Annotated in this window: 10 protein-coding genes and 1 tRNA gene; 1 reads left to right on the top strand and 10 read right to left on the bottom strand. The window is 39.3% G+C overall.

What is annotated here, in order from left to right:
• Position 1: 1 nt before the first annotated feature.
• From uxaC to DEU40_RS10440, 8 genes are all read right to left on the bottom strand, one after another.
• Positions 2 to 1420 carry a glucuronate isomerase gene (gene uxaC / locus DEU40_RS10475; protein WP_110009775.1) on the bottom strand — a complete coding sequence of 473 codons (1419 nt, stop codon included), beginning with the start codon at positions 1418 to 1420 and terminating at the stop codon, positions 2 to 4.
• A gap of 262 nt (positions 1421 to 1682) precedes the next feature.
• On the bottom strand, positions 1683 to 2498 hold the full coding sequence (locus tag DEU40_RS10470; RefSeq protein ID WP_110009774.1) for an SDR family oxidoreductase: 816 nt from the start codon (positions 2496 to 2498) through the stop codon (positions 1683 to 1685).
• A gap of 32 nt (positions 2499 to 2530) precedes the next feature.
• On the bottom strand, positions 2531 to 3706 hold the full coding sequence (uxuA, locus tag DEU40_RS10465; protein WP_110009773.1) for a mannonate dehydratase: 1176 nt from the start codon (positions 3704 to 3706) through the stop codon (positions 2531 to 2533).
• Between the two features lie 79 nt (positions 3707 to 3785).
• Positions 3786 to 5744: a RagB/SusD family nutrient uptake outer membrane protein gene (locus tag DEU40_RS10460; protein WP_110009772.1), complete on the bottom strand. Its 1959-nt coding sequence runs from the start codon at positions 5742 to 5744 to the stop codon at positions 3786 to 3788.
• A 12-nt stretch (positions 5745 to 5756) separates the two neighbouring features.
• Positions 5757 to 8651 carry a SusC/RagA family TonB-linked outer membrane protein gene (locus tag DEU40_RS10455; RefSeq protein WP_110009771.1) on the bottom strand — a complete coding sequence of 965 codons (2895 nt, stop codon included), beginning with the start codon at positions 8649 to 8651 and terminating at the stop codon, positions 5757 to 5759.
• Between the two features lie 93 nt (positions 8652 to 8744).
• A complete protein-coding gene (xylA, locus tag DEU40_RS10450) occupies positions 8745 to 10073 on the bottom strand; it encodes a xylose isomerase (RefSeq protein ID WP_110009770.1) in 1329 nt (442 codons plus the stop codon).
• A gap of 107 nt (positions 10074 to 10180) precedes the next feature.
• A complete protein-coding gene (locus DEU40_RS10445; protein WP_110009769.1) occupies positions 10181 to 11665 on the bottom strand; it encodes a xylulokinase in 1485 nt (494 codons plus the stop codon).
• 16 nt (positions 11666 to 11681) lie between these two features.
• Positions 11682 to 12407, bottom strand: a complete 726-nt coding sequence (locus tag DEU40_RS10440) for an NUDIX hydrolase (protein ID WP_110009768.1) — start codon at positions 12405 to 12407, stop codon at positions 11682 to 11684.
• Positions 12408 to 13050: 643 nt separating this feature from the next.
• On the opposite strand from DEU40_RS10440, the gene DEU40_RS10435 reads away from it, so the two are divergent.
• Positions 13051 to 13194 (top strand): helix-turn-helix domain-containing protein, encoded by a 144-nt coding sequence (locus DEU40_RS10435; RefSeq protein ID WP_228406496.1) that lies wholly within the window; start codon positions 13051 to 13053, stop codon positions 13192 to 13194.
• Positions 13195 to 13286: 92 nt separating this feature from the next.
• Here the strand turns inward: DEU40_RS10435 and DEU40_RS10430 are convergent.
• A tRNA-Ser gene (locus tag DEU40_RS10430) sits at positions 13287 to 13371 on the bottom strand.
• A 197-nt stretch (positions 13372 to 13568) separates the two neighbouring features.
• Positions 13569 to 14063 (bottom strand): hypothetical protein, encoded by a 495-nt coding sequence (locus tag DEU40_RS10425; RefSeq protein WP_110009767.1) that lies wholly within the window; start codon positions 14061 to 14063, stop codon positions 13569 to 13571.
• Positions 14064 to 14618 lie beyond the last annotated feature (555 nt).

The following is a 14618-nucleotide window of genomic DNA, read 5'->3' as shown; positions in this document are numbered from 1 at the left end:
ATTAGATTTCAAAATAATTTTTGGTATTATGATAACAGATATCCTGAATGATCTTTCCTACCCATTTTTCATCATCGGGAAGAAGACCTCTTTCCATTTCACTTCCGAACAGATTGCACAAAAGCCTTCTGAAATAATCATGTCTTGAGAATGACAGCAGGCTTCGGGAATCGGTCAGCATTCCTACAAAAGTGCTGATCAGACCGATATTGGAAAGTGTATTCATCTGTTTGGTCATCCCGTCAAGCTGATCAAGAAACCACCAGGCTGCTCCAAACTGTACTTTGGATTTTATGCCTCCTTCGTTGAAATTTCCGGCAAGAGTTGCCAAAACTTCATTACATGCCGGATTCAGATTGTATATAATGGTTTTGGCCAGTTTTTCTTCTGAATTCAATGCATCCAGCAAAACACTCAATCGCTGTGCATAATAGGGTTCTCCAATGGCATCATATCCTGCATTGGCGCCCATTTTTCTGAACATTTCTGAATTGTTGTTTCGGGTTGCCCCTACATGAAACTGCTGTACCCAGCCTTTTTCTGCATACATTTTGCAAAGCTCTTTCAGCATATAGCCGCATAAGGCATCCGGATCGGAAAATGTTGAAATATTCCCTTTCAGGAATCCGGAAAATTCTTTTTCAAGGTTTTGATTCCACTTTGTGGTGTCCGGGAAATATTCAAAGCCGTGATCGGCTACTTTTGCCCCTGCTTCCACAAAATAATTGATTCTGGACTGAAGTGCATTCAACAGATCAGAAGCTGACACGATGGAAAATCCACAGACTTTTTCAAGCTTTTTAATTCCTGAAAGATACTGTTCGGGATTAATCATATTAATATAAGCATCAGGGCGGAAAGCAGGAAGAACAGCTGTTTTAAACCCACTGTGTTTTAAAGCTTTATGATGAACCAGATCATCAGCAGGATCATCTGTAGTACATAAGGCTTCTACTTTAAAATTTTCAATAATGGATTGTGGTAAAAAACCAGGTGTCTGCAGACTTTCATTCATCTGATGATACACCGTATCTGCATTATTGGGTGATAAATATTCGTTGATACCAAAAGGATTTTTGAGTTCCAGATGCGTCCAGTGAAACAGCGGATTGCGAAGGGTATAAGGCACCACTTCGGCCCATTTCATGAATTTTTCCTGATCTGAAGCATTTCCGGAAATAAACTGTTCATCAATTCCAAAATTTCTCATGGCTCTCCATTTATAATGATCACCATCCAGCCAGATAGCATTTGGAGAACGGAAGTTCTGATTAGCAGAAATAACATCCGGTTCCAGATGATTGTGATAATCGATCACCGGCATATCTTTAGCATAACCGAAATACAGATTCTCTGCCTTTGCCGATTCAAGCAGAAACAATTCTCCGAAAACGTCTTTATTTTTAGTGGAATTACTCATGATTTATTTTTACAATCCTGGATTTTAATTAACTTGTTTAAACTTTGCAAAACCACAAAGTCACAAAAGCTTTATTTTAAAACACTTTAGCTCACTTATGAATGTTTAAAATGATTCTGCAGTATAGTTCACATAAGATGAAAATCAAAGATTTTCTCTTTACATAATCAGACTTTAAGTGAGTCTGGATTTTAAAAACAAGACCTTGAATGAAACCATTAAGGTCCTGTCCCAATTATTATATATGAAGAAATTAGTTTTTTTATACTCCACTGAATGCGCTGAAGCCCCCGTCAACAGGAATCAGTGCTCCTGTGATAAAGCTTGCTGCATCGGAACAAAGGAACTGTACAACCCCGTTCAGCTCTTCTACTTCTCCAAATCTCTGCATGGGTGTTTTAGCCATAACTTTTTTACTTCTCTCGGTTAAGCTTCCGTCCGGATTCAACAGAATAGCACGGTTCTGGTCTCCAATAAAAAAACCTGGCGCCACAGCATTTACCCGTATCTTATCTCCGAATTTCAATGCCAGATCAGAGGCCAGCCATTGGGTAAAATTGGTGATTGCGGATTTGGCTGCAGAATATCCGGCTACTCTTGTAATTGCTGAATAGGCGGCCATGGAAGAAATATTAATAATGTTTCCGCTTCCCTGCTCCGCCATTACTTTTCCGAAAACATAACTCGGGTAAACGGTTCCATTGATATTAAGATCAGTAACCTCTGCCCATCCCTTCATATTCATATCAAAAAATGACTGTTCGGGAGATAAAGTGGCTGCCGGAATATTTCCGCCCGCTATGTTAAGCAGAATATCAATACGGCCATACTTTTCTTTTATTTTCACAGAAGCGGCTTCAAGGCTTTCAATATCCATCACATTGGCTTCTACAGCAAGTGCATCCCCTCCCAGATCTGTAAGCTCTTTTACCCGGGCATCCAGTGTTTCCTGGTTTCTTCCCAGAGCCACAACTTTGGCACCAGCCTCTATAAAACTTTTGGCAAGGCTGCCTCCCAAAACGCCCGAAGCCCCTGTGATGACTGCTACTTTGTTTTTAATACTAAACAGATCTTTCATTTTACTTTTTACTATTTTATTACAAACGCAGATTAATTTTTCTGTAATTCTGACTGAACGGCAGCCATTACTCCTTCGATCTGGCCCAATGCCAGCATTCTTCCTAAAAATGAATAGCCGGGATTATATCCTTTGTCAATATCTTCTGTTAAAAGTCTTCCGTGGTCTATTCTCATCGGAAGATCAGGATTTTCTTTTTCGAAAACACGGATCACTTCAATAAGCTTTCCTCTTCCACCCAGATGATGAGCCTCGATGAAATCGCCGTTTTCAAAGACATTTGTACTTCTCAGGTGAACGAATTTGGTTCTGTGGGCAAATTTCTCCGCCAGTTTCGGAACATCATTCTGAAGGTTGGCGCTTAAAGATCCGGCACAGAACGTTAACCCGTTGTGAGGGTTATCAACAGCTTTCAGAAGCCAGTCAATATCCTCTTCATTGGTCACTATTCTGGGTAAGCCCAGTAATGAAAAAGGCGGATCATCAGGATGTACACACATCTGGATATTCCATTTTTCGCAGACAGGCATTATTTTTTCGAGGAAATGTTTCATGTTCTGGCGAAGCTGATGTTTATCTATACCATCATACAATGCCAGTAAACTTTTGAACTTTTCTACAGGATTCAATTCACCTTCTTTGATATTTCCGTTCACGAATCCCTGTGTTTTTACAATGACTGAATCGATCAGCTCATGATTATCTTTTTCTGTTAAGGTATTTTTTAATTCTTCTACTTTTTGAAGGATTTCTGAAGTATAATCGTTTTCTGCTCCTTCTCTTTTAAGGATATGAATTTCAAAATACGCAAACTTGGCTTTGTCAAAATAAAGTGAGGATGAACCGTCTTCCCATTCGTGAAAGAGGTCGGTGCGTGCCCAGTCGAGAACGGGCATAAAATTGTAGCAAACTGTTGTAACTCCTGCTTTACCCAGATTTTCAAGGCTCGTGATATAATTTTCTATTAAAGAGTCACGGTCTTCACCTCCGTATTTGATAGCTTCACTTACGGGAAGACTCTCCACAACAGACCAGCGAAGTCCGTGGCTTTCTATATAGTTTTTATAATCAATAATGGCCTCTGAATTCCAGATTTCTCCGTTTGGGATATCATGCAGAGCAGAAACAATTCCTTCTACTCCTATTTGACGAAGTGTGCTGAGTGCTATTTTGTCTTTTTTGCCAAACCAACGCCAGGTTTTTTCCATAGTTTTTAAATTTTAATTCAGATAAACAAAGCAGGTGCCTGCACACCTACTCTGTTGCTGATATGAATGTAGAATGAAATTAATTGTATCCTGGATTCTGATATTTTGCTTTAATATCTGCCGATACTTCCATCGCATCAATCTGATTCTGAGGAATCGGTCTCAGATAATGGAAAGGTTTTATTGTTCTTGTCACCGTCTGCGGAGCGTGATCTCCATAAGAAGCTCCTCCGATCTGATAAGTAGCTGCATAATCGCCCCACTTCTGTGTACGTACCAGATCATACCATCTGTAGAATTCTCCGTAATATTCACGGGATCTTTCTGCAAGGATATAATCAATGGTAATTACAGATGGCGTAGCAGCCGTCATCGCTGCACTGTTATCTGCTACATAAGCGGTATTCTGTGCATTATTGAACTTCCATTTTCCGGCACGGGCACGGATGACGTTGATAAGATCTCTGGCTGTCATAGCTCCTGAAGCCCCTTTTACAGCTGCTTCTGCAGCAATAAAATAGAATTCTGAAAATTTGGCAACACTGAAAGGACGGGTTAATCCTGCATTCGGATATCCTAATCCATTTGGATCATCGGTACGGTAAGTTCCTATTTTCCAAAGACCCGGATATACAATTCTGCTGATTCCGTTTGGTGCGATCACCCAGTCTGCTCTTCCCGGAAGGGTTCCTGCTCCTACACCGCTTTGTCCGGATCCTGTAGGATAAGAAGGCGTCTGGCTGTCATCACTTAGGAAGCTTAAGATAGCTCCTCCCGGCTGTACAGGTAAATTATTGGCATTATAAAGTACAGGAACCGTTGTAAGGCCTGTTCCATTCTTGTTCCAGTTTCCTCTGTAGGTGGTTACAAAAGTTCCATCATAACGAGAATCGTTGGTTTTATCTGCAAAAGTATTTTTGATAACACCTAAGGTAGGACACATACGCACCCATGGACGTCCCAATGGCTGTGCTGCTTCTCTCTGTACGGCGCTTACAACGTCCGCTCCTTCCCACGCTGTGGTTTTACTGCTTTTGATGGCCGTATAGTTCCAGGTCTGCATCCATGCTGCAAAATTGTCCGGTGCCCAGCCTGATCCAAATCCTACAGGATCACTTTCGTTGTAGTATGTGCTCGACTGTGTATGGTCTGCATACAGCATAGATTCGGTATTCCTGTCATTGGAACCTACATTTACATCATAGAAAGTAGGCTGAAGCGCATAAGGTCCGGGATTGTTGATTCCTTCCATAGCGATATCATAAGCCTGCTGGAAATACCACTGGGCATTGTGTCCGTCAGGATCAGTTCTTGCCACTTCGGGATAAGTTGGAATGCTGTTTGGATTCTGCAGCCACCATCCATAAGTAAGGTAAGCTTTGGCAAGCATCAATCTTGCAACATTTTTAGTTACACCACCTGTTACCCTTGGTGATACAGGTAAGTTTTCTATTGCTTTTTTAAGGTCAGCAAAAACAGTTTTTGTATATACTTCAGGTACGGTATTTCTTACGGAAGAGGTGGAAGGTAAAGTGTTATATTTCAATTCCCCTGCTCCTAAATCCAGAGGAACTCCTCCATAGGTCTGTACGAGCATGAAGTAGTAAAATCCGCGGAAGAAACGGGCTTCAGAAATCATAGATTCTGCAATTCCGAATCCTGGTCCTTTTTCAATGATTCCGTTGGCAGTATTGATATACGGAAATACGGAGTTCCAGACCATACTGGTAGGAAAAGTATTGGAATTGATAATACCGTTTCCGGACATATCCAATTCTTTGAAGTTTCCATCCGCACTTTGTGCCCAGGTAGATTCATCAGTTCCGTTCTGACAATTGCTCATAAAATAGCCATTGCCATACAGTAATCTCATCTGTCTGTATAAAGCCGTAAATCCCTGATTAACTCCATCCGGTGTATTAAAATAGTCAGCTGTATAGATTGCTCTTGGCTGCTCATCAAGAATTTCACTACAACCTGTAAATGTTAAGGATAAAAAGATTGCTCCTAATAGCAGTTTTTTGTTAAAATTTATCATGACAGTACAGTTTTAAAAGGTTAAGTTAAGTCCCATTAAGTAATTTCTTGTGGAAGGGTTGTTCGTTCCTATGACAAGCTGGCGGTTTGGATATCCGCTTACTGCCTGGTTTTCATTTCCGAAAGAGTTTGGTTCCGGATCCATCCCTGAGAACTTATGATAAGGTGAGAATAGCACAACAGGATTGGTTACCGTAAAGTAAATTCTTAAGCTGGTAATTTTCAGATCCTTTAAAAAATCTTTATTGACATTATAGCCTAATGTAATGGTACGAAGCTTAAGGTAAGAAGCATCAAACATCGCTAAAGTAGAAGAATACTTCGGATTATCGCCGCTCAAATGACGTCCCGGACGCGGAAAATAGGCACCGGTATTATCTTCTGTCCAGTAATCCACATCCACGTTATTTCCTCTACCCGTTAATCTGTTAAGATAACTTGCAGATCCGTAAATCGTACTCACCAGGATTCCTCCGTGCTGGAAAGCTCCTACTGTGCTCAGTTCAAAGTTCTTGTAGGCAAAACGCATATTAAATCCTCCCTGGAATTTCGGGGCTGTATCAAAAATCTGTCTGTCATCCGGTCCAATTGCTCTTACCGGAGTTCCGTCAGCATTATAGCCTCCGGTGTAAAGAACTTTGATAGATCCTATAACATCGGCAGCAGTTCCCGGCTCCAGAATGCTCTGATACGGGTCGCCAGCCTGCCAAAGACCGATGTACTGATAATCATACAATGAATTGATATTATGTCCTACAAACCATGAGTTATTGATGTCACGTTGTGTCCCGGATGCAAGAGACAAAATTTTGTTTTTATTGGTATAGAAATTAACTCCGGCTTCCCAGGTAAACCCATCCGGATTATCAAAAATAACTCCGTTCAAGGAAATTTCCACCCCTTTATTTTCTGTTTCGGCTACATTGGAAACGATGGATGACCAACCGCTTGTTGCCGGAAGACTTTTTTGTGTCAGCAGGTCAAATGTATGGGTTTTGTAATATTCCACACTTCCCGTAAGGCGGTTGTTCAGGATCCCGAAGTCTACCCCGTAGTTTTGTGTTTTTGAATATTCCCAACCAAGGTTTGGATTAGGCGGCTGATTTCCATAGATTCCTGCACTTCCTGCGCTTCCGTAATTATAAGGAGCCACGTTAAATCTTCCCATCGTCGTATATGGATCTACTGCCTGATTGGAAGTCTGCCCCCATCCCGCTCTGAATTTCAGGAGATTAATCGCTTTGATATTCTGCATGAAGGATTCGTTGGTAACATTCCATCCTAATGATAATGCAGGATAGGTATGCCATTTGTTACCCGGTGCCAGTCTGGAAGATCCGTCGGCACGGAGTGTGGCTGTAAGCATGTACCTGTTATCATACGTATACATGATTCTTCCCATCGCTGAAAGCAGGCCTGTTTTCCAGTACGCCTGGTCTTCAGGTCTTACTGTAATATCTGCCTGAGGAGACTGTCCCAGGTTATAATACTGGAAAAAGTCTGCAGGGACATTTTTTGCACTCATGTATGAGCTTGTATACTTGTTCTGTTCTGCAGAGTATAATGCTACAGCGTTGATCTTATGTTTTCCGAATGTACGGTCGTAAGTCAGGAGGTTTTCCAATACCCAGTGATAAGTCTGATTATTCCCTTTTCCTGCCGCTGACGGTCCCAGAGGGTTTGTATTGAAGACTCCTACACCACTGTAGTTGCCGCTGTTTGAAGTACGGAAATCCAACCCTACATTTAACCTGTATTTCAATCCTTTGACTGGAAGGCTGGCTTCTCCGTAAAGGTTGTTATAGGATGCAAAAGATTTGGTTTCATCAATATATTTCTCCGCCAGGCTCTCCAGGCTTCTTCTGGTATAAATCCATGTCTGATCGATACCGCCTGCGGTGCTCATTACTCTTTTCGGGCTTCCGTCCGCATTGTAAGGATTGGCAATCGGAGAATATCCCAGAACCGCTCCAGGATTTACTCCGTTTCCTTCAGAAACAGAATAGTTTGTATTGGTTGTAAAACCAAACTTAAAGACAGATCCTACCTGCTGGTCAATCGCCATTCTCAGGGCAAATCTTTCGTAACTCTGAATAGGAATTAATGCATTTTGTTTAAAATAGGATAATCCTACGTTATAATTTCCACCTTCTGTTCCTCCTGAAACCCCTACATCGTGACTGGTCATCATCGCCGGCTTATAAAACAGGCTTTGCCAGTCAGTATTGACGCTGTTATTTTCATCAGCTCCGTTGGAATACAATGGCGTTTTATTTCCCGCAGGAATGGCATAAGCACGCAGTTTTGCAAACTTAGGACCATCCATCATCGGATATTTTGAAAACAAGGTCTGAACTCCTGTAAAGGTGTTATAGGTAAATTTAGGCCTCTGCCCTTTTGCTCCTCTGTTCGTAGTAACGAGAATAACACCGTTTGCTCCTCTTGACCCGTAGATGGCTGTAGCAGAAGCATCTTTCAGGATGTCAATACTTTTGATATCACTTGAGCTGATGTCTCCCAGTGACCCTACGAAAGGAATACCATCCAATACAATCAATGGGTTATTATCTCCTGTCAGAGATCGTGTTCCCCTGATACGGATCTGCATGGCAGCACCCGGTTTAGTGGAGGTTTGCGAGATATCTACCCCTGCCGTTCTTCCCTGTAATGCCTGGGTAATGTTGGCAGAAGGTACTTCACGCAGGGCATCTCCTTTTACAGTGGCTACAGAACCTGTTACAGCCTCTTTTCTCTGGGTTCCATATCCTATCACAACAACTTCATCTATTTTATTTTCTTTAGCTACTGTATCTTTCTTAACCTGTGAATATGCTATGCCGCAAGGCAATAGAGTCATTGCAAAAAACAGTGCTGCTCTATTGCTTTTATTGAAATAAAATCGGTTCATAATTATTATTTTAGTATTAGTTGTTGAATAAAAGGCTCTTTAATAATTATTGTGTATAAAAATCCTTAGTGTTGATAAGCCTTTTATTTTTAATTATATATACATATTCACGATGGCTTCAAACAATTCCTGTTTTCCGCTTTTTGGCTGTGGTTCGCCGATTTCGTGAGCTATTCTCTGCAGATCTTCTAGTGTAAGTGAACCTTCTTCAAATGCTTTTCCGTTTCCGTTATCAAAAGAAGCATAACGGTCTGTCCTCAGCTTTTTGTAATCTGAATTTTCAAGGATATCAGCCGCTGCAAGAAGACCTTTTGCGAATACATCCATTCCTGAGATGTGGGAAATGAACAGATCTTCAGCATCAATAGAATTTCTTCTGATTTTGGCATCAAAATTCACCCCTCCGGTTCCCAGACCTCCTGCCGGAAGCAGCACCAGCCACGCCTGAACCATGTCGTAATAATCAATTGGGAACTGGTCTGTATCCCATCCGTTCTGATAATCTCCCCTGTTGGCATCAATGCTTCCTAAAAGTCCTGCATCTACTGCAACCTGAAGCTCATGTTCGAATGTGTGACCTGCCAATGTAGCGTGATTCACTTCGATATTCAGTTTAAAATCCTTATCTAATCCGTAATGTCTAAGGAATCCGATTACTGTTTCAGAATCATAATCGTACTGATGCTTGGTAGGCTCCATTGGTTTAGGTTCAATCAGGAAAGTTCCTTTAAAACCTTGCTGGCGTGCATAGTCTCTTGACATGGAAAGGAAACGGGCAAGGTGATCTTTTTCACGCTTCATGTCTGTGTTCAAAAGGCTCATATATCCTTCTCTTCCACCCCAGAAAACATAATTTTCACCACCAAGTGCTATGGTTGCATCTATTGAATTTTTCACCTGAGTTCCTGCACAGGCTACTACATCAAAATTCGGATTGGTAGAAGCACCGTTCATGTATCTTTCATGAGTGAAAACATTGGCTGTTCCCCATAAAAGCTTAATTCCTGTTTCCTGCTGTTTTTGTTTTGCATATTCCACAATAGTCTGCATATTTTTCTCGTAGTCCTTCCAGTTGTTGGCAGGGTCTACCAGATCGATATCATGGAAGCAGTAGTAATTGAATCCCATTTTAGACATGAATTCGAAACCTGCATCCATTTTGTGCATTGCTCTTGTTACCGGATCGTTTCCGATATCCCATGGGTGGTGAATGGTAGGTCCACCGAACGGATCGCTTCCGTTGGCACATAAGGTGTGCCACCATGCCATCGCAAATCTTGTCCAGTCTTTCATAGGTTTTCCCATCACGATCTTTTCCGCATCATAGTAACGGAATGCCAACGGGTTCTTACTTTCCTTCCCTTCAAACTTAATTTTTTCAATACCTGTAAAAAACTCTTTTGTACCTGTTAAAGTGTTCATATTTATTTGATTATTTTTATTTTTGTTTTTAATTTTTTGCGTAGAAATTCCCTTCTCACTGATTCTGAAAAGTCAGTAAGAGGATGAAAAATGCTGTTGTAATGGTCCTAGATTATTTCGTTAAGATGATGTTTCCATCTGGCATAGGCTTCTAAATATTGTTCCTGTTTTTCGTGTTCGGGCTCTATCACTGCTATTTTTTCGAGTGAAGAGAATGCTTCTCTGGAATCTGAATAAAATCCTATTCCCATTCCTGCAGCTCTTGCTGCTCCTACCGCTCCATCGGTATCATAAAGTTCAATAACCGCATTGCTGACACTGGATAGCGACTGGCGAAAGATTGAACTTAAAAACATATTGGCATTTCCTGCACGGATCACCTGGATATCCATGCCTATATTTCTCATGATATCCATTCCGTATTCATATGAGAATACAATACCTTCCTGTGCTGCACGAAGAATATCGCCTTTTGAATGGATATTGAAGTTTATTCCGTGAATTGAACAGCTTGTATCCTTATTTTCCAGCACTCTTTCAGCTCCGTTTCCAAAAGGAATAATGCTTAACCCTTTAGATCCGATGGGTGAAAGTGAAGCCATATCATTCATATCACCATAGGAAGAAAGCGAAGTTGCAAAATTGTGCTTCAGCCATGAATTTAAAATACCGGTTCCGTTGATACACAGCAAAACCCCCAGTCTGATCTGTTCCGGTGTGTAATTGACATGGGCAAATGTATTGACCCTTGATAGTTTATCATATTCCAGCTGATCCAAAACCCCGTACACCACTCCCGAAGTTCCTGCTGTAGAGGCAATTTCTCCCGGGTTAAAAACATTCAGGGAAAGCGCATTGTTGGGCTGGTCTCCTGCCCTGTAGGAAATAGGTGTACCTTCTTTTAATCCTAATTCTTCTGATGCTGCCTTTGAAACTGTTGCCTGAATACCAAATGTAGGTACAATTTCCGGGAAGAAACTTTCAGGAATTCCATAGTGGTTAATGATATCTTCCGAAATGCAGTTGTTTTTAAAATCCCAGAATATTCCTTCTGATAATCCTTCAATGGTCATTCCTATCTGCCCTGAAAGTCTCATGGCAATATAGTCTCCGGGAAGCATTATTTTATCTATCTTTTCAAAGATCTCAGGCTCATTTTCTTTTACCCAGGCAAGCTTTGATGCTGTAAAGTTTCCCGGTGAATTCAACAGATGTGAAAGACATTTTTCTTCTCCTATGGTTTTGAAAGCCTTTTCACCATAAGGTACAGCACGGCTGTCGCACCAGATAATGGATGGTCTTAAAAGGTTCTGATCTTTGTCTACAAGGATCAACCCATGCATCTGCCAGGTAATTCCAATTCCTTTGATATCTTCTGCATGTACTCCGGATTCATGCATGACAGCTTCGTGTGCCAACTTAAGATTGATCCACCAGTCTACCGGATTTTGCTCTGCCCATCCGGGATTTATAGCAGTGATTTTCATCTCTTTTTTAGGAGAAAATTCAGAAGCAATCACTTTTCCGCTGGACGCCTCAATGAGACACACTTTCACAGAAGAACTGCCAATGTCATAGCCTAGTAAGTACATAATTTTTTTAAAAGGGTTATTTTATAAGTTTTGTATTGTTTTTCTTGTAGATTTTAGCATCAAATCGGTAATATCTTGCGGCGCGGTGTGATACATCTTTTTGAATTTCATCCAAAGGAACGATATAGGGGAATGAGGATATTTTTTTATGAAAATTCTTAATATCAATATTCTTTTCATTTAAAGCACTGTACAGCTGATAAAGCTGTCTTATGGTGAATCTTTTAGGCAGCAGCTCAAAAATAATGGAGAAATCAGATTCAATCCATTTTCTGATCTCCATTAAAGATTCAGTGATAATTTTGTTATGATCAAAAGGCAGTACCGGAACCTCATCAACAGGATACCAGTCTACGGTATCATATTTTGTACTATTGATCTTATGATCTATTTTACAAAGAGAAAGATAGGCCACTGTAATGATCCTGTCTATATGATGTTTGTATTCCTGATCCATCCATTTGATATCATGGGCATTGCTCGCTCTCATGGGATCGGCAAAGCATTTGAACTGTTTGAGAACCATTTTTTTAATCCCTGTCAGTTCATGCAGTACCCTTTGTGCTGCATCATCTACATCCTCATCGCTGAAAATAAGACTTCCAGGAAGTTTGATCTGCTTTTCCAACGGAACGTCATCAACATGGCGTTGTACTAGTAATATATTCAACCTGTTTTCATGGTCAAATCCAAAGACAACACAATCTACAGAGACATAGGTATGAATAAAGTTCTGATTCATTAGTTTGTTAACATTTTGGTAACATTACAAATATAAAAATTCATCTGAATAAAAAAAATAAATCCGCTATTATCTACTGCTTATCAATGATTTACATATCGAATTTTTATGATATCAATTGTATAAAAAATATGATAAGGTTATCATTGTTTTTACACTTACTTATTTCATAAGATATGAATTCACAATCAATTGCAATTTTACAATACTCTTAAAAAGATTATTTTTTTCCGAATAAATATTATGATAAGAAGAGTTAATTTTTTTTTCATTTTACACGAAAAAAAAATGTAAAAAGCACACTTTTCATTATTAAAAAAGAGGCAAATCATCATTTTCGATTACCATTTTTTATGCTCTAACTACAAATAATTACGAAACAGTCAGCCTAAACAATAATATGATATAAGAATGTAAACATGAAAACACTCCACAAAACAGTACCTGGAAACACCTGAAAATTTCGGAAATCAGAGAACAAAAAACCCTGCAAAAATGGGATTCTGCAGGATTAGAAGAAAGTTACGTTTTCCCAATCTTGAACTTAAAAATATCTGAAAGATTTACATTAACGAATCACGTGCTTTCTGATAAGGTATATTTTCTTTTCTTGATCTAAAAAATGCTTAAGATTTTCCGGCCTATGGAATTAATTAAAGATACCGATCTGAATATGACTGAAATTACTTATGAAATTGGGTACTCCCATATTGCCGCTTTCAGCAATAATTTTTATCAGTTAACCAATATGAGACCTACCGAATTCAGGAAAATGTCCAGAATATGAAAAATCATTTATCAGATGTGATTCTAAGGAATTGCTCTTTAGGATGATGAGCAATAAAAAAATCCTTGAATCAAATGATTCAAGGATTTTTGCGGAGAGTGAGGGATTCGAACCCCCGGACCTGTTACAGTCAACAGTTTTCAAGACTGCCGCAATCGACCACTCTGCCAACTCTCCTTAAACTCCGGTAGTACCGTTGTTTTCAGTGGTGCAAATATAGAAAGTTTTTTATTACTGACAAAATATTTTTTCAATAAAATTCGTATTTCTGCAACTTTGCAGAAAACTTTATTTTCTCAAATTTGTCAAACATAAACATTAAGAACTCACCATCAGCTATTTATCCTTACACAGGAAGTATTAAGCTTTAAATACTATCCGTAGTAATATTCAGTGGTGATATCTCCACTAAAAGCAGGATGCATGTCCTGTTTCTGCATATTCAGTTCAAATAATCTTTCACCATTTTTATTTCCGCCCCTTATTTTTAAGGAGTACCACCCGTTTTCAAGAGAAAGGGTAACACTGTTTTCTTCACTGATGGCAGCGATATCCTTCAGATATCCAATGCCGACAATTTTCACTTCATTATTCGCAGTCTGAAATATCCAGCCTTTTGATTCCACCTCTACTTCTTCATCACTCAGAATCTTTTCATCATTCACAGAAACACGGAATGCATAATAATCTTCTTCTACCCCTATTATCGGAATAGCAATTCCCGACTTTGTTATTTCATCGCCATGTTCATTTTCTACGAAATATTTTAAAATATTAGTACCTGAAAGCTGATGATCCTGCAGATACTGCGCTAAAAGCTGTGGACTGAATATCACGAAACCTTTAAGTTCAGAGAATATTTTTTTCATAATATATTTGAATTGGATTTGGATTACATATTATTTTTATTCTAATGATTTAATAAACTTTACAATACTTGCCTCAAAAACTAAGAACTCTCCGAGCAGATTTCTGAAAGTCCGTATCATTAAGTAACTTCTTTAGTATTTCATTTCTTTCATCTATGTCAGAAATTTTCTTGATAACGTCAAAAGTATTATAACGTATATCAATATCTTCATCTATGTTTAAAACCAGATTTTTTGCGACAGTTCTTATTTGAGAATATTCTACAAAATTACCATCGCACTTGTTGCATAGTTTTTAACATCGTAATCTTCTGTATTTTCGATAACTCCAATGAGGGTTTTCATAATCTTGTCTTTTATACGACCCTGAATTTCAGCAATTTATAAAATTTTCGATGCTTCAGTACGGGCTAAATCATATTCTTCTTCATCTTGAATAATATGATCCAATAATTCCCATTTGGATGGCTCATCTTCAAATTCAATTTTCTTTATATACTATATAGTATTTATTTATATCCTTTAAATGTAACTTCACCACCTTCCCATTTATAA

Source organism: Chryseobacterium sp. AG844 (genome assembly GCF_003182335.1).
Lineage (GTDB): Bacteria > Bacteroidota > Bacteroidia > Flavobacteriales > Weeksellaceae > Chryseobacterium > Chryseobacterium cupriresistens.
Note: the sequence above shows the minus strand (reverse complement) of the source record. Positions and strands in the feature narration are given on the sequence as shown.

Coding starts and splice junctions, on each gene's coding strand:
- DEU40_RS10435 (WP_228406496.1), top strand. CDS start 13,051: ATGGAATTAATTAAAGATACCGATCTGAATATGACTGAAATTACTTAT.
- DEU40_RS10460 (WP_110009772.1), bottom strand. CDS start 5,744: ATGATAAATTTTAACAAAAAACTGCTATTAGGAGCAATCTTTTTATCC.
- DEU40_RS10425 (WP_110009767.1), bottom strand. CDS start 14,063: ATGAAAAAAATATTCTCTGAACTTAAAGGTTTCGTGATATTCAGTCCA.
- xylA (WP_110009770.1), bottom strand. CDS start 10,073: ATGAACACTTTAACAGGTACAAAAGAGTTTTTTACAGGTATTGAAAAA.
- uxuA (WP_110009773.1), bottom strand. CDS start 3,706: ATGGAAAAAACCTGGCGTTGGTTTGGCAAAAAAGACAAAATAGCACTC.
- DEU40_RS10455 (WP_110009771.1), bottom strand. CDS start 8,651: ATGAACCGATTTTATTTCAATAAAAGCAATAGAGCAGCACTGTTTTTT.
- DEU40_RS10440 (WP_110009768.1), bottom strand. CDS start 12,407: ATGAATCAGAACTTTATTCATACCTATGTCTCTGTAGATTGTGTTGTC.
- DEU40_RS10445 (WP_110009769.1), bottom strand. CDS start 11,665: ATGTACTTACTAGGCTATGACATTGGCAGTTCTTCTGTGAAAGTGTGT.
- DEU40_RS10470 (WP_110009774.1), bottom strand. CDS start 2,498: ATGAAAGATCTGTTTAGTATTAAAAACAAAGTAGCAGTCATCACAGGG.
- uxaC (WP_110009775.1), bottom strand. CDS start 1,420: ATGAGTAATTCCACTAAAAATAAAGACGTTTTCGGAGAATTGTTTCTG.